Source organism: Serratia sp. TSO36, from assembly GCF_057808395.1.
Genome location: NZ_JBJZOU010000027.1, coordinates 21,808 through 44,477 on the forward strand (window position 1 = coordinate 21,808; position 22,670 = coordinate 44,477).

A 22,670-nucleotide genomic window follows, 5' to 3' on the forward strand; every position below is an offset into this window, starting at 1 on the left:
TTTGCCATGAGTGATCATTCTATGACGTCTTTACTGACAATAAAAAAAACGCCCATCATCGTCATTCTCTCTGTTCTCTGGGCAAAACCGGTCTTTTCCGCCACGGAATTCAATACCGACGTGTTGGATATTGGCGAACGCAGCAAAGTGGACTTATCCCGCTTTTCCGACGCCGATTACGTCATGCCGGGCACCTATCTGCTGGATATCAAAATCAACCAGAAAACGCTGCCCCAGCGCAGCATTCAGTATTTCCCGTCGCCGGATAACAAGAGTGGCAGCCAGGTGTGCCTGCCGCCTGACCTGGTGGAAAAAATGGCGCTGAAAGAAGAAGCGGCCAAAAAAGTCACCCTGTGGCGCGACAACCAGTGTGCCGACATTCGCGGCATCAAAGGCGCAACGGTTTCCGATCGCATCAGCGGCGGCGTGCTGGCGATCACCATTCCGCAGGCCTGGATGAAATACTCCGATCCCGACTGGACGCCGCCCGAGCAGTGGGACGATGGCATCCCCGGCGTGCTGCTGGATTACAATCTCAGCGGCCAAATCGGTAAACAGCACCACGACAACGGCACCGCCGAAAGCCTCAGCAGCTACGGTACGTTGGGCGCCAACCTGGGCGCCTGGCGCCTGCGCGCCGATTATCAGACCGATTTCAACCAACAATACGGCCGGCGCGACAGCAATTTCGACTGGAATCAGATCTACGCATACCGCGCGCTGCCGATGCAGGCCGCCAGGCTGACGCTGGGTGAAACCTACCTGAATTCGCCGGTGTTCGACGCCTACCGTTTTACCGGCCTCAACCTCGCCAGCGACGAGCGCATGCTGCCGCCCAACCTGCAGGGTTACGCGCCAGAAGTACGCGGCATCGCCAAAAGCAACGCGCGGATCACCGTCTCTCAGGAAGGCCGCACGCTGTATCAAACCACGGTGCCCGCCGGGCCGTTCGCCATTCAGGATCTCAGCAGCTCGGTACGCGGCAAACTGGATGTGAAAGTGGAAGAACAAGACGGCAGCGTTTCCACTTTTCAGGTAGATACCGCCAGCATTCCTTATCTGACCCGCCCCGGCTACGTGCGCTATAACGTGGCGCTGGGCAAGCCGTCTGCCTACGATCACCGCACGCAAGGGCCGGTGTTCTCCGCCAGCGATTTCTCCTGGGGCTTGAGCAACGCCTGGTCGCTTTATGGCGGCGCGCTGCTCGGCGGCGATTACAACGCCTGGGCTCTCGGCCTGGGGCGCGACCTGAACCTGTTCGGCGCCCTGTCGGTGGACGCCACGCAGTCGATCGCGCGCCTGCCCGATGAACCCAGCGCCAAAGGCATGTCATTCAAGGTCAACTACGCCAAACGTTTCGACGAGCTCAACGGCCAAATCACCTTTGCCGGCTACCGCTTTTCGCAGCGCAAATTTATGACCATGTCGCAGTACCTGCAGGCGCGCTACGGCGACATTGACGATCGCTACAGCGGCCGACAAAAAGAGTTGTATACCGTCACCGCCAGCAAAACCTTTATGGCGGAGGACAGCGCTCAGGCGATCACCGCTTATCTGACCTACTCACACCAGACTTACTGGGACGCAGGCGCGCAAAACCGCTACGGCATGTCGACCAGCAAGCTGTTCGACTTCGGCGGGATCAGCAACATCACCGCCTCGTTGGCGGCCTATCGCACTCACTATCGGGGCCGCACCGACGATAGCGCGATGCTCAATTTCACCGTGCCTATCGGCGAGCACAACCGTCTGGGCTACGCGCTGCAGGTCAATAACCGCGACGTGACCCAAACGGCGACCTACACCGACAACAGCGACATCAACAATACCTGGCAGATCGGCAGCGGCGTCACCCAGTCCGGCAAACCGACGGCGAGCGGTTACTACACCCATAACGCGTCGTTCGGCACGCTCAACGCCAACGCGTCTTATCAGCAGGGCAGTTACTCCTCGATAGGCGGAACTTTCCGCGGCGGCCTGACCGCTACCCGGCACGGCGTCGCCGCGCACCAGAACGCCGGCAACGGCGGCAGCCGCATGATGCTGGATACCAACGGCGTCGCCGGCGTGCCGATCAACAACGGCCGCGCTTACAGCAACCGCTTCGGATTGGCGGTGATCTCGGACATCACCAGCTACTACAACACCGATACGCGCATCGACGTCAACAAGCTAGCGGACGACGTTGAAGCCACGCGCGCGGTGGTGCAAGGCACGCTGACGGAAGGCGCCATCGGTTATCGCCACTTCGAGGTGGTGAAAGGCAGCAAGCTGTTAGCCACCATCAAACTGGCGGACGGCAGCGAACCGCCGTTCGGCGCCACGGTGCTGAGTGCAACCGGACGGGAGATCGCGGTGGTGAACGACGGCGGCTCGGTGTATCTGACCGGCGTCCAACCGGAAGAGCGGTTGGACGTCGCCTGGGAAGGCCGCCGTCAGTGCCGCATCGCCATCCCAGGCGCCGCCAAACCGCTGGACCGGCTGCTGTTGCCGTGCACCAAACCGTAATCCGCAACACATTGAGAGTAGACGCATAACATGAACAAACATTCGATAGCAGTAACCGCGGGCAGCCTGGCGTTGATGACGCTGGCTTCGACGGCCGACGCGGCGATCGCGTTGGATCGCACGCGCGCCATCTATGTGAGCGACGCCAAATCGATCAGCCTTAACATAACCAATGAGAACAAAGAGTTGCCTTTCCTTGCTCAGGCCTGGATCGAGAATGCGCAACATCAAAAGATCGTTTCGCCGCTGGTGGTATTGCCGCCGTTGCAACGGGTGGAAGCCGGAGAACGCAGCGTCGTGCGCATTACCAAAACGCCGGAAGCCGAGCTATTGCCGCAAGATCGCGAATCGGTGTTTTATTTCAATTTGCGCGAAATTCCGCCCAAAAGCAGCAAAGCCAACGTGATGCAGCTGGCGCTGCAAACGCAGATCAAACTGTTCTTCCGCCCGAAGGCCATCGTCGCACCGCAGGGTGAGATATGGCAAGAACAGCTGGTGTTCCACAAAACCGCCGACGGTTTCACCATCGAAAATCCGACGCCGTTCCACATCACGCTGACCGGCATCGCCCGTCAGACGCAGAAACAAGGCGGTGGCGCGATCGGCGACTTTCAGCCGGTGATGCTGTCCCCCAAATCCAGCGAAAAAGTGCGTTTGCGCGACCATGGGTTCGACACCTTCGTCGTCACCTATATCAATGATTTCGGCGGCCACCCCGAGCTGCGCTTCACCTGCAGCGCTAGCCTCTGCACCGCCGCACCCGGAAAAAAATAAGGAGATACGGCATGGCTGACTTCACCGGCCGCCTGCGGCCTCTGCTGATCGGCGCCTTGCTGCTCGGCAACGGCGCCGCGATGGCCTCTCCGCCGGGAGAGGTTCAGGGCACCAGCGGCACCGTCGGTTTTCAGGGCGCTCTGCTGAGCTCTCCCTGCAGCCTGGCGCCGGACAGCCGCGATCAGTCGGTCGATCTCGGTGAGATCGGCACGCTCGCCTTCCGGCGTGTCGGCGATCAAAGCGCGCCGGTACGTTTTCGTCTCGCCTTTACCCATTGCCTGCTGGGCGCCAAGGCGCTGGCAGACAATCCGGCCGGCATGCGCAACGGCGACGCCGGCAGGCTTTACCTGCGGGGGGAGCAGGCCGCCACGCTGGTGTTCCTCGGTGAAAGCGATCCCGACAATCCGCAGTTGCTGAAGCTGCACGGCGGCGTACAAGGCGTTGGCCTGCGGCTGAAAGATCAACGGGGCCGCGCGCTGTCCCTCAACCAACCCGGCGCCCCCTATGTCTTGCAGCCCGGCGGCAATACGTTGTGGTTCAGCGCTCAATTGGAATCAACCCGTCCGTTCATCGAAGCAAACCAATTCAAAGGAGTGGTGCATGTCCAGCTGGTCTATTTATAAACGCCTGGCGTTGCTGGGTTGCCTGGCGACGCCGTTCGGCGCTCAGGCGCTGGAATGCCACCTGAATACCGAGAACGGCATTACCGAAGAGAGCGAGGATATCGGCCGGTTGACCATACCGGCCACCCTACCGGTCGGCAGCCGGCTTTGGACCTCTAAACCGATGAGCCGCGACGTTATGTGCTGGGCGCACGCCAGCAAACCCAAGGGGGAATGGGTTTATTTCTATCCCAATCCGGACAACCGGCAGTTCGCCGCCGGCATCGCCATGGGGGTGATTTATAACGGCCGGGATCTCGGCTTGATCAACTCCCGAGTACAAACCGATATGTTTCGTACCCCCAAGCAACGGGAGCTCGGTCATGTCAACTATCAGGTTTATTTGCAAAAAACCGGAGAAATCACCGAAGGGGGCGCCAGTCAGATCGCCGTTTTTCAGCTCGATGGCGTAGGCGGCATCAACGTCCACCCGGGAAAAAATTACCGTTTCACCCTAACCGGGCTGGATAAAATCAAGGTGATCCAGTGCGCCGCTTCGGTGGAGCTTTCAACCCCGGAAGGCGTTGACTTCGGTGAGATCCCGACCTGGAAACCCAATGCGGGCACCGTAGCGAGCAAGGATTTCAGCATCTTGATCCGCAAAAACGGCTGCAGCGACAGCTTCGCGCTGGAGGCCAATTTCATGGTGAAAAACGGCACGCTGACCGACGCTACCGGCTTGAATATGGACAATGGTTCAACCTTGCGCATCCACGATAATTCCAACCCCAAATGGATTAAATACAATCAGTTCGACAGCTTTGCCGACATGAGTGGCCGCGATCAGGTGCAAAAATCCTACAGCGCCTCATTGCAGGCCAGCGGGGAAGGACAGGAAGGCAATTTCCGCAAGACCGTAATCTTGCTGATTAATTATATTTAATGGTGGTGATGATGAAGAGCTATCGGACAATCACCGCTCTGTGCGGCATCGGTTTTCTATTTTCCTCCGCAGTCGCGGCGGACAATAAGGAAATAGACTTTTTCGGCTCCGTGGTAAGCAGACCCTGCAATATCGACCCGCAGTCTCTTCACCAGACCGTCGAGATGGATACGGTGTTGATCAAAACCTTGTACCGCTACGGCCATACCAACCCCGTGTCATTTTCCATTCGCTTAACCGACTGTAAAACCGCCGTTTTCAAATCGGTCACCGCCACCTTTACCGGCACCGAAGATGCCGAACTGCCGGGCAAGCTGGCGATCAACAATGGCGCCAACGGCGCCGCCATCGCGCTGTTCGACAGTGCTGGCAAAGCGATTGACCTGGGCACACCGGCCGATGCGGTGACATTGCAAGACGGCCCCAACGCCCTGAGGTTCAGCGCCTATGTCCAGGCCCGGCCGAGCGCGATGAAAGATAAAAGCCTTACCGAAGGCGAATTCAGTTCCGTCGCCAATTTTGTGCTGGCGTACCAATAAGCCCCGCACCGCCCCAGGGAAATCAGGAAAACGACCGGCGCGCGAACGCCGGCGATTGGCCGTCACCGTTCGCTCCGGCGCGGCGCCGCGGCCTTTTAAGGAGCCACCCATGCCAGATATTCGCTTCACGCTGTTCGACAGCGATAACTTCTACCAGCAGGGGCTGCGTCTGCTGCTGCAGGACTATCTGCACTCCCTGAACGAATGCCAACGCCTGTACCCGCAGTTCTCGCCGCTGGCGCTGCAGGCGTTGGATAACATCGAAATCGTGTTCCGCACGCCGGAAGAGCGCTGGGGCTGCGCCTGCTGCTACCGGAGCCCCTACGGCATCCCGCGCCAGCGGCAGCTGACCTTGCTGATCCTCGACGACACGGCCCAGCAACAGGTGAAAAACCTGTCTCCGCTGTTCAGCATCCACCGGCGCGACTCGGTTTACGCCATTCGCCTCAAGCTGCAGATGGCGCTGGAAAAATTCATTCAGCAGCCGTGGATGGCGCTGCACGCCGCCGACATATGGAAATGCCAGGCCTGCCGCCTCGCCGCGCTGAGCCACTGTGAGAAAAAGGTGCTGGGCCTGATGAGCAGCGGCATGTCCGCCTGCAGCATCGCCGGCCTGCTGCAGCGCAGCCAGAAAACCATCAGCGCCCACAAACGTTCGGCGATGCGCAAGCTGAACGTGCGCAAAAACAGCGAGTTGAATCGGGTGCTGCTGAATCAGCGGGAGCTGAATTAAGCGGTATGCGCGATAAGCGAATGAGAATCATCGGGCTGCGCCTAAACGCAGCCCATAACAGATTAACCTGCCATTCTCTTTTCAATGAAAGAGCCTAAACGTCAGCCATAAATCAAAGATTCGTGCATTGGCCTGTAATATCACTGCGCCAGGATTTACCTTTGTCCTTAACCTTGCAGTTATGGGCATCCCGGTGGCTAAGCACCTTCCCGGAACAGTTCTTTGCGCTATAACATGTGCCTGCGGCCGCAGACGCAGTCAGAGGTAGCAGTAAGCATGAAGCGAGAGTAATAACAATCGATAGACTTTTCATAACATATATCCTTATTCGTTCATATTTAAGTTTCATCGTTGTACATATCGCAGAATAAATCTGCTTACGTCTTTCTGTCCTCAACCCATTTTGTTTAATACGCCTCCTTACCTCTCTATCAAAACTTCAACAATGAACGACGCCGTTCTATCGAACAACGCCCCAGGTAAATGCATTGATAATCACGCTCGTCCAGCGGCGATAAACACGCGGCGCCTTTTTACCGATATAAGAACAACCAGCCAATGAATGAACAGGCTATGGTGATGACTATTATAACTTTGCCGTCATTCCGGCACAGACCGCGTTGCGACATCCCTTGTCGAGGCGGATTTCCATATTTCCGGGCGCTATCCCCGCGTATCTACCGTAACAGAGGCCGAAAGGCCGCTGTCTATTTGTTGCGGAGAGTCAAAAACAATTTTTACTGGGACGCGCTGGACAATTTTGGTGAAGTTCCCTGTCGCATTGTCTGGTGGTAATAAAGCAAAAGTTGCTCCTGTAGCCGGTGAGATACTATCCACCCTGGCATGAAATATTTTCCCTGGATACGCATCAACTTTCACTTCCACAGGCAATCCTTTACGCATACGTGCTTTCTGCGTTTCCTTAAAATTGGCGCTTATCCATGGGGCCGCTCCGGAGACGATACTGGCAATGGACTGCCCCGCCTGAACCATCATACCCACTTGCAAACTACGGTTGCTGATTACCCCATCAATAGGCGCAATAATCCGCGTGTAACTCAATGTCAATTTCGCCTGTTCCAGGTTTGCCTGAGCCTGTTCAACATTAGCCTGGCTTTGCTCAATTTCGCTTTGCAAGACCTGGAGTTTATCGCTTTGCGTTTTCAAGCTCGCTTGCGTTTGGTGGTATTTTGCCTCTGCGACGCGATAACTGGATGTGGCGTTATCCATGTCTCCCTTGGAAACATAATTCTTTTTCTGCAAAATTTGAAAACGGAGATACTGCTGATGCGCATACTGCAGAGTGGCTGCAGCAGAATTCACATCGCTGCGAAACTCGTCAATAGCACTTTTTTGCATTTGATAACTTGCCTGGGCATTCGTTAACGCCGCCCGACTTTGCGCCAGAGTCGCCTCTGCTTTCTGCAACGCGACAACAAACTCCCTGTCGTCCAACTGAGCCAACAAGTCGCCCTTATTCACCCGATGATTGTCCCGAATCATAGAGTTAACCACCACCGCGCTGATGCGGGCGCTGACGTTTGTAATGTCTGCTTGCACGTAAGCATTGTCGGTGGTTTGAAAGTAGCGCCAATAAAGCAACCAATAAAGAAACCCTGACAAAACCAGTAACACGAGCAGAAGGAAACCTATTTTTTTAGAATGTTTCATGATGAATTCCAACAACCTGAATGATGTACGCTTAATACCCACCATCCAGGTTGAAAATATTTTCATATTATGCGCAACAGTAGAGCCTATCGTTAGCACATCCGTATCAATTGTTTGCCGAAATGTTTTCCATTAAGTGAATCAATAAAAGCCTGAGGCGCATTTTCCAGCCCATCGACTATTGTTTCTCGGTATTTCAACACACCGTTCTCTGCCGCATTTAACAAGAATGCATCTGATTCGGCGTAGTCTTTGAACCATTCGGTTACCAAAAAGAAACGATTTAAAGGCGCATCCGGCAGGGCAGAGAAAAAGTCCGCCGGGCCGGATGCATCAACATCAGTGCCTTTATTGTAATTGGCCGCATTACCGCAGATAGGCACCCTTGCCCCCTCATTCAGCAACTTGGCGACAAACAGTGATACGCGGCCGCCCACGTTCTCAAAATAGATATCGATACCCTGGGGGCACGCGGCGCGCAAATCCCGGTTAAGGTCGGCAGTCTTGTAGTTAAGGCAACTGTCAAAACCCAGCTCCTCCACGACATACCGGCATTTATCCTCGCTGCCGGCCAATCCCACAACGCGGCATCCCGCCAGTTTACCCAATTGCCCAACGACGGAGCCAACCGAGCCCGAGGCGGCAGAAACGACCAATGTTTCACCCGGTTTTGGCTTCGCGATTTTGTTTAAACCGAAATAGGCCGATCGGCCCGGCGTCCCGACCGCACCGAGAAAAATAGAAGGTGGTAATGTTGTCTCCGGCAAACGATGAACAGTGAAGTTTTGAGCATCACCGATATAATACTTTTGCCAACCGGAGAAGGTGAATACGCGATCGCCAACGTTAAACAAAGGATTACGCGAAGCCACGATTTCCCCAATAGCCTCTCCCTGAATCACTTCCCCCAGCTTTATCGGGCTCACGTATTTGGTGCTTTTATTGAGCCGTGGCCGGAGATAGAGATCGATCGATAACCATTTGTTCTCAACCAGAAACTCTCCTGGATCCAATGGCCTCAACGAGCTGGTCTCCAATCTGAAGTTTTCCAGCGTAGCGGCGCCATCAGGGTGGCTGTTCAATACGATCGATGCATTCTCAAATTGACTCATGTTCTTCCCCCTCTTAACTACGTAGATACATGTTTACGGCATCAGCAACCGCCAGCCCTGTGGGCCAGGATTTAACGGCCTTTTTTACGCAAATGTGACGTCCAACGATATTTCGGCCAATAAAAACTGAACAACACCATCAACAAAGTCAGTGGCCAACCACAGATAAAAATAATCGTGTCAACGGGCAGATCCTCGCGCATTGACAGGCCATATACACCGACGGCTTTCAGAAGGAAAACCAAGATCCACGCCAATGATACTTCGTGCCACACTTTTGCGTATTGAGCGGTACCGTAAACGGGAATATCTTTCAACCTTGGCATCGCCTGTTCTGCCAGCGTACGTATCATTGGCTTGCCTACCAGAGAATAGAAGCCGAAGACCACCACCACTGAAGATGCTCCGCTGACCGCGAGAAACACATTTTCTTTCTTGATTGCGAACGGAGCATAGCCGCGTAAATACAAATAGTGACTAACGCCTGAAACCAGAATTAATGCGATCACCGACAATGAACCGCTACGCTTGTTAAATATTTCCACTGCGCCTGAATAAATAGCCGTCAGCAGTAATGCGAAACCCGCGCCTCCCCACCAAAAGGCGATGTTATAAAGCACGATCGGGGTAATGATAGTAATGCAAGCATCGCGCGACATCAGGTAGTGCCATATCGTCATAGAGCGCTGACTCATTCCTTACCCTCTTTTTTGACATGCAAACGAAAATCGCGAGAAGAGAACATCACAAGCAACGCGGTTGCCAACATCATTCCGCCCATAATCAGAAACAGATCGTTAAACGCCATGATTTCCGACTGACGGGCGATTCTTTTGCCAAGTATCGCGAAAGCCGTACTTTTTATACTCATGACGTCAACGGCCAAACCGCGCGCGATCATCAGACTTTTAACGTCATTGAGATACCCGGCAAAGGCATTGCTGCCGGAGACCAACGACGTCTTAACGACGTCGACATGGGTATAAATGCGCGTGATGAAAAAGGTGCTTAAGATGGCAGTGCCGCAGGAGCCTCCCAGACTGCGGAATATATTGATCAACACCGCCGAAGAGGCACTGTCTTTTTGCTGAATATTGCGGGTAGCCAGCAAGGAAAGCGGCACCATGATAAAGGGCTGGCCTAATGCGCGGATCAACATGGACCAGGCCATCTGTGGGCCGGCAAAGTCACCGTCCATCGCACAGTCCATAAAGGCACTGATGGCCAGACCAACAAACCCTATGCAAATTAGATACTTCTGGTTATATCGTTGAATAAGCAACGGGATAAAAGGCAGGATGATTAACTGAGGAAACCCCATCCAGATCACCACCGTACCGATATCAGAAGCATTGTAGTCATGTACCATCGTCAGGTAATACGGCACCAAGAATAACGTACCGTAGATAGCGACGCCCAACATGGCAAAAACCAAGATGGCGCACGAGAAATTGTAGTCCCGGAATAAGCGAATATTGATAAGCGGCTGGGCATGCGTCAATTGGGCATACATAAATATTAAGAAACTAACAGCGGAAATGACCGCCAACACGCATATCATATTCGATTCTAGCCAGTTTTCTTCACCGCCCTTTTCTAAAATCACCTCAAGCGCGCCCAAACACAGCATGACCGAAATGATGCCGACAAAGTCCCCGCGACGAATAATATTCCAGTCGATAACAGGGTGTTTTAAAGCATAGTGAATCAACCCCCAGGACAACAAAGCGGGTATCGCGTTGATATAAAATATGGCGTGCCAAGAGAAATTATCCGTCAACCAGCCTCCCAATGCCGGCCCTACCGCCGGCGCGAAAGTCCCTATAATGCTAAACAGCGACATGCCCAACGGCCGTTTTTTTAATGGCAGGATCTCAATAATCAAGCGAAATGAAATGGGAATTAGCGCCCCGCCACTGAACCCTTGAAGCGCCCTAAACACGATCATGGAACTCAGATTCCATGCGGCAGAACACAGCAGCGATGCCCCCAAAAAGCCGGCAATGCACCACAGCGCATAACGCCCGGTCCCCAGAGCCTGACAAAGCCAACCACAAAGCGGAATTGCCACTATCTCTGCGGTAAAATAAGACGTCATCAGCCAGGAACTGTCATTCAGCGTCGCAGAAAGCGCGCCTTGAATCACTTTCATGGATGAATTGGCGATTTGGATATCCAAAATCGCCATAAAACCGCCGATTAATCCTCCGAGAATAGCGCACCATTCACGCCTGGAGACCCTGGTGTCCTCGGCTGGCACCGCGGCCGTTGTCAAAACGGCGCTCATGACAATATCTTCCGCAGCTGGCTGGCCGTATGGCTTATCTGAGGCGGATTCATCATCGAGATGTGATTGCCAGGCGCGCTTATTATCGTCATCCCCCCGCGAGCCAGACGAGCCCAACCCAGTCCGGGTATCTCTTGTGCAATGCGGTCCGGCAGAATCTCCTCCGCCTCCGCAACCACGATCCTGCCGTCATATTCTTTGCCCTGATAGCTATCTGTCGCAGCGATATGCGCCTGTAGAATCGTCAGAAAATGCTGGAACTGCGTTGCGCTAATATTGTCAGGAACCAATTTTGCGCGCTTGAATTCCTGCAGGAACAACAATGAACGCTGCGCTTCGGACATCTCTGCCAGCGCAGGTGCGGCGATTGCAAATGACGCACCGGTAAAACGCTCCACCTTGCGGGCGAAATATGCAAGCCGTTCAAATTCATTCATCTGTGCGGCGCGATCAATCTGTATCTGAGGAGCAGGTTGATCGAGTATCAGCACCGTTGGCGTTCGCCCGTCGGCATGCTGCAGTTGGCGCGCCATTTCGAACGCGATTGTCGCCCCCAGGGACCATCCGCCCAGCACCAGATTTCGCCGTTGCGCAATATCCTGCGCCTGCTGCAGATAGCATGCGGCCAGCACCTCTATATCGTGGTTGTAGGCCTGATCTTCACCGAAGTTCGCCACCTGCAGGCCATAGATCGGATAGTCGGCCCCCAACTCACGCGCTAATGGGTAATAACACAAGATGTTTCCGCCTGCCGGATGAATCATCAAGAGCGTCGGTTTATCTTCCTCGACCCCGGTATTCAGCATCACCAACGGCGATAATACTTGCCGTTCAGCCTGCGTCAGAAAGGCCGCCAACTCGCCGACACTGCCGTGCTCAAACAACTGCCCTAAAGACAGGGTTGTGCCAAAATGCTGATTTATTTCGATCACCAACTTCAATGCGGTAATCGAATTTCCCCCCAGCGCGAAAAAGTCATCCCGCGTATCCAATCGCTCGCGTTGCAGCACGCGGCAATAAATGGCATATAAGCGTTGTTCGACGTCCCCTTCCGGCTCTCGCACCGATTGAGGTATGGCATCGTTCATGCGCGGCAAAGCACCATAGTCCACCTTGCCACCGGCCGTTAACGGCAAGCTGTCCAGCCAAACCCACTGATCCGGCTGCATGTAATGAGGGACCTTGCTTTGCAAAAACGCACGCACTTCCGCGCTGCGAGCCTTTCCTTCGCCGCAACAATACGCCACCAGCCAGCTCTCGCCCGCACCGTTCAGCCACTGTTTTACCGCGGCTTGAGCGATCGCCGGTTGCTGCTGCAATACGTGCTCGATTTCCGCCAGTTCCACACGATAGCCCCGCACTTTCACCTGGCGATCCAAACGCCCTAAAAACTCGAGGTTTCCGTCCGGCAGCCAGCGCCCTTTGTCGCCAGTGCGGTAAAGGCGTTCACCCGCCAAATAAGGATGCGGGATGAAATTCGCCCGATTCTGCTCCTCTAAGCCGATATAGCCTGCAGCCACATGCTCGCCGCCAAGATAAATCTCACCAGGAAGGCCGATAGAGACTAACTGTTGATAAGGATCCAATACCAACACGTGGCTGTCGGTCAAGGGCTTGCCGACCGGCAAATAGTCGCCCATCTCATCCGGCAAACCGTCCGGCAAGGTATAGGTCGCCACACCGACGGTACACTCCGTAGGGCCGTAGTGATTGACCACACGGCAGTCAGCCTGCAGTTGACGTATGCGTTTGACTAACGCCGTCGGGACTCTTTCTCCGCCCAAGACTAAAAGACGACGTGGCAATAGCGCACCCGCATGGGGTGACATGAGCAATGCGGTCAGGTGCGTTGGCGTGATCTTCATGCAGTCCAAGGGATGACTCTCCAGATAGGAGAACAATGCCTGCGGATCATTAAGCTGCTGAGTGCTTATCACCTCCAGTTGTCCCTGGTAGATCAGCGCCGGGAACAGCATGGTATGCGCCAAGTCGGTAGTGAAGGCGGAAAACATGCCATATCGCGCCCCGGCAGGTTGATCCAGGACAGAGGCGATGACCTGGCAATATCGGCTTAGCTGAACATGATTGACCCTGACGCCTTTTGGCCTACCGGTGCTGCCTGAGGTATAAATGATGTAAGCGGGAGCGTCTGTCGGCATTGTCAGTAATTGGGGATTCGTGCTCAGCGCGGCGCCGTGGCACTGGTCAATCGAGATTGTCGGCTGTGAAACCGCCGGCGATCCGGCATCCACCACAACGAAGCGCGCCTGTGCGTCCCGCAGAATAAAGTCGACCTGTTCCATCGGCAAAGTGATATCGACAGGCACATAGCATCCCCCTGCTTTCAATATTGCCAGCAGAGCCACGACACAGCATTCGCTTTTGGCCATAAACAGCGCCACTGACTGCCCCGGCAACAGGCCATGTTCCAGCAAACAGTGCGCGAGACGGTTAGCCTGCTCGTTCAGTTGTCGATAGCTCAAAAGACGGCCATCGCAACGTACAGCCACCGAATCGGCATCCAAAGCATCGGCCTGACGCTCAAACTGCCGATGAACCGCCATGGGAACGGCGTCAAGCAAGCGTCTACACCCGCTCAGCAAGTGGCGATGTTCCTCGCGAGTCACCAATGAAAGATCGCGCACGGTTATTTGAGGCCGTTCGATGAGCGTTTCCAACACCGTGCGCAGATCGCTCAACATACGCGTTATCGTACTGCGGTTAAACAAATCAGGGTTGTAGTTTAAGGTAAACAGTAAACTACCGCGGCTTTCTTCAACCCACAGGTTTAGATCCAGTTTGGATACGCCATAATCGATTTTAAGCGGTTTATAGGTAAACAACGTGTTGTTATGAAAATGAGGAAATACCTGATACGTCAGCGCCGCCTGAAAAAGCGGATTAACCTGCGGATTTCGGATATGGCCAATTTCCTCAAGAATATCATTGAGGGGAATAGCCTGGTGCAGCTGAGCTTGCTCACTCTCTGAGCGAACGTCGCCAATGATTTCTCGTAACGTCGCCTCTGGAACGATATCCAGTTTCAGGGGTAAGGTATTCATAAACAACCCCAGCATATTCTGAGTCTCGGGTTGGTTACGATTGGCAAAAGGACAACCGATAATGATTTGCTGCTGGTTGCTGTATTTGTGCAACAAGAGCATATAGGCCGAAAGAATCATGTGGAAAGGCGTCGCGCCCAGCTGTGCAGCCTGCATCTGCAAACGCTGGGTGAAATCCCGATCAAAAGTGTGGCTTGCCATACTGCCTTTGGTGCTCATTTTAGCTGGCCGTGGGCGATCGGTCGTTATCTCAAGCAGGCCTTGCGCGTCATCAAACTTTTTAGCCCAATACGCCAAACCCTTTTGATATTCTGCCGTGGCATACCACTGTTCTTCTGCCAATGCATAGTCGGAGAATTGCAGAAAATCGTTTGTACGCGGTGTCTCGCCATGGAGGATTTGGAAATACATCTCCATGAACTCTTTAAAGAACAAGCTGACCGTCCAGCCATCTGAGATAATATGGTGAAACGTCAGCAACAATACATATTCATGTCGATTGGTTTTAATCATGCGCCAATAGGAAAGTGGCCCACAAGTCAAATCGAAAGAACGCTGTCCTTCCTGACGCGCAACGTTTTCTACCCATTCGTCACCCTCGTACTCAGGAAGAGACAAAATATCGTCATAGTGGAAATTGAACAGGACTTCATCACTCACGCACTGGCAGAGTTCGCCCTCCACCACGTTGAATGTGGTGCGAAGAATGCCATGCTTTTTCGTCAGAAAGGTCAGCGCCTTTTTCACTACCTCCATGTCGATGTCATGCTCGACGCGGCAAGTGACGGCATAAGGATTGTTGTACGCCTTACCGTCGTCAAGGTACTGATCCAATACCCAAATACTGCGTTGTGAACCGGTCACAGGGAAGTGCCGCCTGGCCGAGTCAGCTTGTTTTCTGATGATTTTACCGGAAGCCAACACCACTTGCGTTTTCTTCTCCCTGGCAATTTTTTTCAACTCATCCAAACTCAACGATTTGAGCATGGCGCTACTGATTTTAGTCATCATCAAATCCCGCTTTTGCCTGATTGGCATGTTTGCCTACGTGGTTTCCCCCAGGCTCGCACCTGGGGGGAGCCGGGTTATTCGCCTTGCAGCAATACTTCCAACTCAGCAAGGATCAGTTTTGACAATCCTTTAACGGTCTGCTCCTGGTAAAACAGATCGACGCGAATATCAATTTCAAAAATACCTGATACCGTCGACACAACCTGAACCGCCAACAGTGAATTACCGCCGAGTTCAGTGAAATTATCGTTCACGCCAATCCCAGAAATACCGAGGATGGACTGCCAAACTTTGACGATTTCCTTCTCGATGTCGTTTTCGGGCGCCATATATTCCACAGACAACGCGGGCCGCACATGGCCATCAGCGGCTTTTTCCTCCTCATTCTCCAATAAGGTTTCATTTTGAGCCGGGATAGACTCATCGATCAGTTGCCCAAGGTCACTGGTGACAATAACCAATTGTTCAAATTCCAAATGCGCCAGCTGGCGTTTCAGCGCATCGAGCCCTTCATTGAACAAAATATCCTTGTCCGCAAGATTGACTTTCACCGCCGCGGGCGCCGCCTTCTCGTCCGACTCCACCACCTGATTGACTTGGGTCATTTTAATCAGAGTGTAATTTTCCAACGTCAATAACGGCACGCCGGCATGTGACAGGAAGACAATATCCATCGTAATGGCATTGTCCGTATGCTGATACGGCCCCTTCAGTTTGAGGTGCGCATAGCAATCCGTTTCCAGCGGCGCGTGGTAGGTTATTTTGCCGTAACTGATCGGCAGGAAGTTTTCCTGGGTGATATAAGTCAGGCAGCGGATCGCCGTGGCGTCGATCATCGCCGGGTGGAATGGATAGCGCGCAAAATCGTCATGGAAATCGGAACCGATAACTTTATGCATCAACCATTCGTTTTCCCCTTGCAAAATGTCTTGGTGGTTGTCCCACCGCGGGCTCAGCGAAAGGAAGACATCGCCAGTATTGGCGTTGCCCAGCTCGCACTCCAGCGGCTCGTACGCCAATGCTTTCGTACAGCGCTGGCGAAGAGACTCAAGCGATGCCGGTTCATCCTCTGACTCAGCCACTTTTGAGCTGACTAAACCCAGCGCATGCTCCTGCCAGGCCAGATCCAACAGGCCTCTGCTTCGCAGGCTAAACTTGTAACCATGACTCTCTGCGGTGACCAGCAACTGCATGTTGCGCGGCCAGGCATGATGATAAATGACGGGTTGCGTCAACAGCAGATTCTTAACCTGCAATCTCTCTTGAGGTTTAAAATGGCTCATCCATTCGTACAGCATCGATAATATCGTCGCGCCGACCAATGACGGCTGATGCGTCAAGCGATGCTCATCAATGACCCAGTCTTTTTGCACCGCCAGGTTGACCCGATAACGCTCTTGCATTCCCTCACGGCCAATCAACGTCAACAAATCGCCCTCTACTTCTTCAAACTGTGCGGATTTACTATTTTTTTGCTCAATCAGATGATTGCTCCAACGCACCGCCATACCGATATCCCCCCACTTGCCCCAGTTGAGAGAAACCGTATGCCCAGAACGTTGCTGGTTGCGGTAATGGGCGAAAGCGTCCATAAACGCATTGCCCGCGCAATAATCGATGCGCGCCTCATCGCCGACAATCGAAGTGATCGAAGAGAAAAGAATGAAGAAATCAGGCTGTTTATCTTTAAGCAGCTCGTCCAAAATCAAACTGCCGTTCACTTTGGGATTCAACACGCCAGCACAATCGGCGTCATTTTTCAGCGGAATAATTCCGCCGCCGGCAATCCCCGCGGTATGGAAAACGCCATCTATGCGGGTAAACCCGGCTAGCACATCGCGCATACCGGCATAATCGCAGACATCAACCTGCGCAAGATGCACGGTGTTTCCACGTTCTTCCAGCCGTAAAACCCCCGCGATTTTCTCACTCACCGAATCGTCCACCGAATGCTGCTGCAGCCACGCTTGCCATTGATCGCGCGGCGGCAGCTCAGTGCGATAAGTCAGGATCAAAGTCGCATTGCTGACCTCTGACACATGGCCCGCAACCAACATGCCCAGTCCGCCCAAACCACCGGTAATGAGGTAGACACCCTCATCCTTCAGCTCCGCAGCAATTCCCGTATCATCTTGCTTCAGATGAACGGCCTGATAATCTTCCTCCCACCGGTTGCGCCCGCGATAAGCCACCAGATTGCCATGCGTATCGATATGGCTTTCGTCAATCAATTGCTGTGCTAAATCATGGGGCGCCGTGTAGCCGAATAAATCCACATCCACAACGTGGCACCGCACTTCGGGATACTCGTGATAAAAGACGCGCGCAGGCCCAACGACCAACGCTTTTTGCGGTGAATACAGCCGTTCCTCCGTCACATTGAAAATATTGTTGGTCACAAACAAGAGGTGCAGGTTTTCCAGCAGGTTTTCACTGACCAATGCCTGCTGCAAATAAAGAGGGCTGTAAAATGCGTCGACCTGCAGCGCATAGCCATCACCATGGCACTGCGGTGCGCCGTTATCGGCAGAAAGGTTCCACATATTAATGATGCGAGTGGGACGCAGCGCCAGGTTCTTCACACTTTTCAGCAGGCGAACGTAGTCTTCGCGTTTGGAGGGATCGATAACGTAACACCCGTTCGCCGCATCCTCCTCATAGTGAGTGCCGCGCCAGACGGTCAATACGCGCTGTGCGCTTTCCGCCAGCTGCCTTTGAATATGTTCGGCGATAACCATGGCGTCCACGAACAGCAGCCAACATTCCGAGTCTGGATCGATGCGGCTACCTGCCATGAACCTGGCGGGAATGGTGCGTTTCCAGGCCGGCATGTGAAACCATTCGCCAATATCCGCTTTTTTGCGTTTGAGGGCGCTGACGGAACTGGCGCTCTGTCCTCCTTCGGCTCCTCGCTTCAGCGCCGGCAGCTTGAATTCCTTACGTTCGAAAGGATAGCCCGGCAATGGCAACCGGCGGCGATGTTCATCACCGTAAAATTGAGCCCAGGAGATTGTTACACCGCTGGCCCACAGGCATCCCAGCGAGGTAAGTAAATATTCTCCCGTCAATTCCACATCCTTCGCGGTAGGCAGCGAAGAGTAAATCAACGCGCTTTCATCCGCCTTGAAATGCTGCTTCGCGGCCGATTCAAGAGAACGGCCTGGCCCCACTTCCAGGAAGATATAATGCTGATGTTCTTCAGACATCAACGTTTTGAATGCGTGAGAGAACAGCACTGGATTGCGCACATGTCTCACCCAATAATCGCTGTCAGTAGCTAGCGCATCGGTTATCCAATCGCCACTCACCGTAGAGACGAATGGGATTTTTGGGGCGTGCAATTCAATGCCGTCGATGACCTCTTTAAAAGCTGGCAATGCCGGTTCCATCATGTATGAATGGAAGCCATGGGAGGTATCCAGATGCTTGCAAAACACATTGTTGTCTTCAAGCTGCCGTTGGAATACCTCAATCTCATCCAAATCGCCGGCGACCACGCAGAGCCCCGGGTAATTGACGGCGGCAATCTCCAATTTGTCGCCCTGTAACCGCTGACGCAGCGACTCTTCATCCATCAGCACGGCAAGCATTGCGCCAGCCGGCAGCGCTTGTACCAGTTTGCCGCGTAACGCCACCGCGCGCAGCGCATCTTCCAGGGAGAACACGCCGGCAATACACGCTGCGACATATTCGCCAACGCTGTGGCCTATCATGGCATCGGGTTTGATCCCCCACGACATCCATAATTGCGCCAGACTGTATTCGACAATAAATAGCGCAGGCTGCGTAAACTGGGTTTCATTAATACGGTTTTTTCTTAATCCTTCGTCGCCTTGGAAAATTATCGACAATAAATTTACGCCCAAGATCGGGTCCAAATAGCGACAGCAGCGATCCATCACTTCGCGGAATTTCGGGTAAGTGGCGTACAGCTCACGGGCCATATTGATGTATTGGTTGCCCTGGCCGGGGAACATAAACACCACGGCCTTATCGCCTTTCGTCAACGTTGAAATATTGGCGGACGGCTGGTTCAATTTCTCCAGTAACGTTTCACGATCCTGCCCTACGACGACCGTGCTGTGCGCAAACGGCTGGCGGCCCACCTGTAGCGTGTAGGCGACATCGCCAAGATTGACGTCCTTGTTTTCAACCAAGAAATCGTGCATACGTTGTTTCATCGCTTCCAACGCAGTTCGGCTCTTCGCCGAGAATGGCAACATAACCAAGCCATCATGGCGAGTGCTTGGCTCCGTTCGCGGCGGAGCCTCAAGAATGACACAGGCGTTCGTCCCCCCTACGCCAAACGAATTCACCAATGCACGATGCGGTTCGTCAGAACTCGCCAGTTTGCTCAATTCGGTATTCATCACAAACGGGCTGGTTTCAAATGCAATATTGGGATTTGGCGAAATATAATGCAGTGAAGCAGGAAGGTCCCCTTTCTCCAATGCCAATGACGCCTTAATTAAGCTCGCCATGCCGGAAGCAGCATCCGTATGCCCGATATTCGTTTTTACCGAACCCAGCCGGCAATATTGTTTTCTGTCGGTAAATTCACTGAACGTCTGGCTGAGCGAAGTGAACTCGATAGGATCCCCCAACGCAGTCGCGGTGCCATGCGCCTCGACGAAACTGATGGTATCCGGATGAACCTGCGCGTTGTCGAACGCCTGTTTCGCCACCGAAATCTGGCCTTCGATACTTGGCGCGGTATAGCCCGCCTTCAGATTGCCGTCATTATTAATCGCCCCGCCTTTCAATACCGCATAGATATGGTCGCCATCACGCAATGCGTCACTCAAGCGCTTCAATATGACAACGCCGGCTCCGCGACTGAATACGGTGCCATTGGCACGAGAATCAAAAGCATAACAACGCCCATCCGCGGACTCCATTCCGCCTTGCATGTATTGGTAGCCACGGCGTTCAGGGGTATCGAGGGAAACGCCACCGGCGACTATCAGATCGCTTTCCCCATTCAACAGACTATTAATACCCATCACCACGGCGACCATCGCGGTAGAACACGCCGTTTGCACATTAACGCTGGGCCCTTTTAAATTCAGCTTGTACGACACCCTGGTGGTAACATAATCTTTATCGTTATTGGTCACCACTGAAGCACCGCTCACGTACTTTTGCACATCAGGATGCGTATTGACTTTATTCAAATGCCACGCAGTACCGGTTCCGCCAAAGACGCCGACTTTACCGGGATAGGTACTGGGTACATAACCCGCATCTTCAAATGCATGCCAGCTGCATTCCAAAAATACCCGATGTTGAGGATCCATAATTTCCGCATCACGAGGTGTGATATCGAAGAAATTGGCGTCAAAATATTGCGCATTACCCAAGATGCCTCTGCGACGAATATAGTTTGACGAGGCGATCATTTCCTCTTCAATGCCGCTGGCTCTAAGCTCCTCTTCAGTGAACGTACTGATCGTTTCTACACCATCTAGCAGATTTTTCCAGAACATTGCCTTATCTTCTGCACCCGGGAAGCGCGCAGACATTCCCACGATAGCGATATCCCTATCACGGCACGTTGTTTGATATTTCATCTTTACCTCACCATGTGTAGCACAATTAAAATTAATAAATTATTTGTTTTTTCCTAATAGCTCAGCATTTTTCTCTGCAATGCGTTGACTTAGCATCTGTACGGTTGGGTATTGGAATAAATCCATAATGGTAATGGGCGTGGAAAACTTATCTTTTATTTCCCTGTGTACTTTAGACATCAATAACGAATTACCTCCAGCGTCAAAGAAATTATCTTTCGTTGACAGCTCCTTGTTTTTTAAAATCGTTCTCCATACAGAAATGATTTGCGCTTCTATATCAGAACTCATCTTGCTTTTTATATCAACCATCTCTCTCTCTCCTTTATTTTCATGCGAACTAAGGTTAGATTTATCGACTTTGCCATTTGGATGAATCGGCATCTTATCCAATGAAATAAATCTGGAAGGCAGCATAAAGAAGGGCAGAGACTTCGCCAAAGCGCTCTTTACCTCCTGAACATTAACAGGCTGTTGATGACGAGAAACATAAAATGCAGATAGCGTTGGTATTTTATTATTTTGGTTGAACTCTACAATAACGGCGGCATGCGATATCTGGGGCAAAGCCTGCAAATGCATTTCGATTTCAGCCAGTTCAATCCGATGCCCACGAACTTTTACCTGATCATCAACCCTGCCGATAAATTCCAAGACATTGTCATCAAGGCATTTGACCAAGTCGCCGGTTCGGTACATTTTATGATTTTCGCCCGGGATAAAAGGATCTTTGACGAAACGCTCGAGGGTCAACGTTTCAGCATGCAGATACCCCTTGGCCAGAATGTCGCCGCCCAAATAAAGCTCACCGCAGTTTCCGGGCTGAACAGGTTTAAGCGCGTTGTCCAACACATAGGCGCGCGCATGGGGAATCGGCCGTCCTATGGGAACCATGCCCTCTCCCTGCTCTGGCAAGCACGGCCAATGGCAGGCAAAAATAGTCGCTTCCGTCGGCCCATACAGATTGTGGATCTGCCCGGAGAACTGACGGCTCAAATCGTCGACCAAACTCTGCGGCAGCGCTTCGCCACCGGCGAAAATATGCGTTAAAGTTCGACAATCGCCCACCACATCGGCATCAACGATAATGCGTAACGCAGTGGGTACAAATTGGGCAACGGTAACCCGGTGGCGGCGAATGAAATTTGCCATTAGCAGGGGATCATATTTCATTTCCTCATCGATCAGCGCGCAGCTTGCGCCAGTCATCAAAGGCCAAAATATTTCCCAGACAGAAACATCGAAACTGAAGCTGGATTGGTTCAGTACCACATCATGCTGGCACAGATTGAACGCAGCCTGCATCCATTTCAAATACTGTACAACCGTGCGATGACTGACCATCACCCCCTTCGGCTTACCGGTTGATCCGGACGTATACATGACATAACAGAGATTGGACCCACTGACTTTCGGCAAAGCCGATGCCAAAGGTAAAGTGAGGTCCAGGCGCGTGATGTCCAACCATTCGCAACGCTGGGAGGCGTCTTTCAACGCCTGATCCAGAACACCGCTCGTAATGACCAGTCTCGTACCAGCATGGTCAATCATGTATGCCAGACGGTTAACAGGATAATATGGGTCCAATGGCAAATAGCAGGCGCCTGCCTTGAGTATTCCTAATAAACTGATAACCAGATCCATTCCCTTATTAAGGTAAACGCCGACGATATCCCCTGGTTTTATCCCATGACTAATTAATCGCTCCGCCAATGCATCCGTATATTGGTCCAGTTTTTGATAGGTCAGTGCGTTATTATCACATCGCAACGCCACCAAATCCGGCGTAGCATTACTCTGCCATTTAAATCTAGCATGAATAATATCTTCAGATACCATGATCTGAACCTCTAATTTA

Annotated in this window: 13 protein-coding genes; 6 read left to right on the plus strand and 7 right to left on the minus strand. The window is 52.9% G+C overall.

Annotated features, from left to right (window positions below):
• Positions 1-6: 6 nt before the first annotated feature.
• From ACK3CV_RS23800 to ACK3CV_RS23825, 6 genes are all read left to right on the plus strand, one after another.
• Complete coding sequence (locus ACK3CV_RS23800) at positions 7-2,508, plus strand: fimbria/pilus outer membrane usher protein (protein WP_164040140.1); 2,502 nt, start codon at positions 7-9, stop codon at positions 2,506-2,508.
• A gap of 30 nt (positions 2,509-2,538) precedes the next feature.
• Complete coding sequence (locus tag ACK3CV_RS23805) at positions 2,539-3,282, plus strand: fimbrial biogenesis chaperone (RefSeq protein ID WP_033636358.1); 744 nt, start codon at positions 2,539-2,541, stop codon at positions 3,280-3,282.
• Positions 3,283-3,293: 11 nt separating this feature from the next.
• Positions 3,294-3,905 (plus strand): fimbrial protein, encoded by a 612-nt coding sequence (locus ACK3CV_RS23810; RefSeq protein ID WP_033636359.1) that lies wholly within the window; start codon positions 3,294-3,296, stop codon positions 3,903-3,905.
• Positions 3,883-4,827 carry a fimbrial protein gene (locus tag ACK3CV_RS23815; RefSeq protein WP_033636360.1) on the plus strand — a complete coding sequence of 315 codons (945 nt, stop codon included), beginning with the start codon at positions 3,883-3,885 and terminating at the stop codon, positions 4,825-4,827. The genes ACK3CV_RS23810 and ACK3CV_RS23815 overlap by 23 nt, the downstream gene beginning before the upstream one ends.
• A gap of 8 nt (positions 4,828-4,835) precedes the next feature.
• Positions 4,836-5,366, plus strand: a complete 531-nt coding sequence (locus tag ACK3CV_RS23820; protein ID WP_239504663.1) for a fimbrial protein — start codon at positions 4,836-4,838, stop codon at positions 5,364-5,366.
• A 109-nt stretch (positions 5,367-5,475) separates the two neighbouring features.
• A complete protein-coding gene (locus tag ACK3CV_RS23825) occupies positions 5,476-6,099 on the plus strand; it encodes a helix-turn-helix transcriptional regulator (protein WP_033649366.1) in 624 nt (207 codons plus the stop codon).
• Between the two features lie 663 nt (positions 6,100-6,762).
• Here the strand turns inward: ACK3CV_RS23825 and ACK3CV_RS23830 are convergent.
• The 7 genes from ACK3CV_RS23830 to ACK3CV_RS23860 all read right to left on the minus strand — a co-directional run bounded on the left by ACK3CV_RS23830 (position 6,763) and on the right by ACK3CV_RS23860 (position 22,651).
• On the minus strand, positions 6,763-7,770 hold the full coding sequence (locus ACK3CV_RS23830; protein ID WP_033638614.1) for an HlyD family secretion protein: 1,008 nt from the start codon (positions 7,768-7,770) through the stop codon (positions 6,763-6,765).
• A gap of 92 nt (positions 7,771-7,862) precedes the next feature.
• Complete coding sequence (locus ACK3CV_RS23835; RefSeq protein ID WP_033636362.1) at positions 7,863-8,882, minus strand: NADP-dependent oxidoreductase; 1,020 nt, start codon at positions 8,880-8,882, stop codon at positions 7,863-7,865.
• A gap of 71 nt (positions 8,883-8,953) precedes the next feature.
• On the minus strand, positions 8,954-9,577 hold the full coding sequence (locus ACK3CV_RS23840) for a hypothetical protein (RefSeq protein ID WP_033636363.1): 624 nt from the start codon (positions 9,575-9,577) through the stop codon (positions 8,954-8,956).
• Positions 9,574-11,169, minus strand: a complete 1,596-nt coding sequence (locus ACK3CV_RS23845) for an MDR family MFS transporter (RefSeq protein WP_065424452.1) — start codon at positions 11,167-11,169, stop codon at positions 9,574-9,576. Before ACK3CV_RS23845 ends, ACK3CV_RS23840 begins: the two co-directional genes overlap by 4 nt.
• Positions 11,166-15,239: a non-ribosomal peptide synthetase gene (locus tag ACK3CV_RS23850; protein WP_164040137.1), complete on the minus strand. Its 4,074-nt coding sequence runs from the start codon at positions 15,237-15,239 to the stop codon at positions 11,166-11,168. Before ACK3CV_RS23850 ends, ACK3CV_RS23845 begins: the two co-directional genes overlap by 4 nt.
• Before the next feature lie 77 nt (positions 15,240-15,316).
• Positions 15,317-20,812: a type I polyketide synthase gene (locus tag ACK3CV_RS23855; protein ID WP_049195621.1), complete on the minus strand. Its 5,496-nt coding sequence runs from the start codon at positions 20,810-20,812 to the stop codon at positions 15,317-15,319.
• A 39-nt stretch (positions 20,813-20,851) separates the two neighbouring features.
• Positions 20,852-22,651 carry a non-ribosomal peptide synthetase gene (locus ACK3CV_RS23860; RefSeq protein WP_049195620.1) on the minus strand — a complete coding sequence of 600 codons (1,800 nt, stop codon included), beginning with the start codon at positions 22,649-22,651 and terminating at the stop codon, positions 20,852-20,854.
• Positions 22,652-22,670 lie beyond the last annotated feature (19 nt).

What these genes read in the sequence shown, in the direction of transcription:
- ACK3CV_RS23800 (WP_164040140.1), top strand. Translation starts at nt 7, where the DNA reads ATGAGTGATCATTCTATGACGTCTTTACTGACAATAAAAAAAACGCCC.
- ACK3CV_RS23805 (WP_033636358.1), top strand. Translation starts at nt 2,539, where the DNA reads ATGAACAAACATTCGATAGCAGTAACCGCGGGCAGCCTGGCGTTGATG.
- ACK3CV_RS23810 (WP_033636359.1), top strand. Translation starts at nt 3,294, where the DNA reads ATGGCTGACTTCACCGGCCGCCTGCGGCCTCTGCTGATCGGCGCCTTG.
- ACK3CV_RS23815 (WP_033636360.1), top strand. Translation starts at nt 3,883, where the DNA reads ATGTCCAGCTGGTCTATTTATAAACGCCTGGCGTTGCTGGGTTGCCTG.
- ACK3CV_RS23820 (WP_239504663.1), top strand. Translation starts at nt 4,836, where the DNA reads ATGATGAAGAGCTATCGGACAATCACCGCTCTGTGCGGCATCGGTTTT.
- ACK3CV_RS23825 (WP_033649366.1), top strand. Translation starts at nt 5,476, where the DNA reads ATGCCAGATATTCGCTTCACGCTGTTCGACAGCGATAACTTCTACCAG.
- ACK3CV_RS23830 (WP_033638614.1), bottom strand. Translation starts at nt 7,770, where the DNA reads ATGAAACATTCTAAAAAAATAGGTTTCCTTCTGCTCGTGTTACTGGTT.
- ACK3CV_RS23835 (WP_033636362.1), bottom strand. Translation starts at nt 8,882, where the DNA reads ATGAGTCAATTTGAGAATGCATCGATCGTATTGAACAGCCACCCTGAT.
- ACK3CV_RS23840 (WP_033636363.1), bottom strand. Translation starts at nt 9,577, where the DNA reads ATGAGTCAGCGCTCTATGACGATATGGCACTACCTGATGTCGCGCGAT.
- ACK3CV_RS23845 (WP_065424452.1), bottom strand. Translation starts at nt 11,169, where the DNA reads ATGAGCGCCGTTTTGACAACGGCCGCGGTGCCAGCCGAGGACACCAGG.
- ACK3CV_RS23850 (WP_164040137.1), bottom strand. Translation starts at nt 15,239, where the DNA reads ATGACTAAAATCAGTAGCGCCATGCTCAAATCGTTGAGTTTGGATGAG.
- ACK3CV_RS23855 (WP_049195621.1), bottom strand. Translation starts at nt 20,812, where the DNA reads ATGAAATATCAAACAACGTGCCGTGATAGGGATATCGCTATCGTGGGA.
- ACK3CV_RS23860 (WP_049195620.1), bottom strand. Translation starts at nt 22,651, where the DNA reads ATGGTATCTGAAGATATTATTCATGCTAGATTTAAATGGCAGAGTAAT.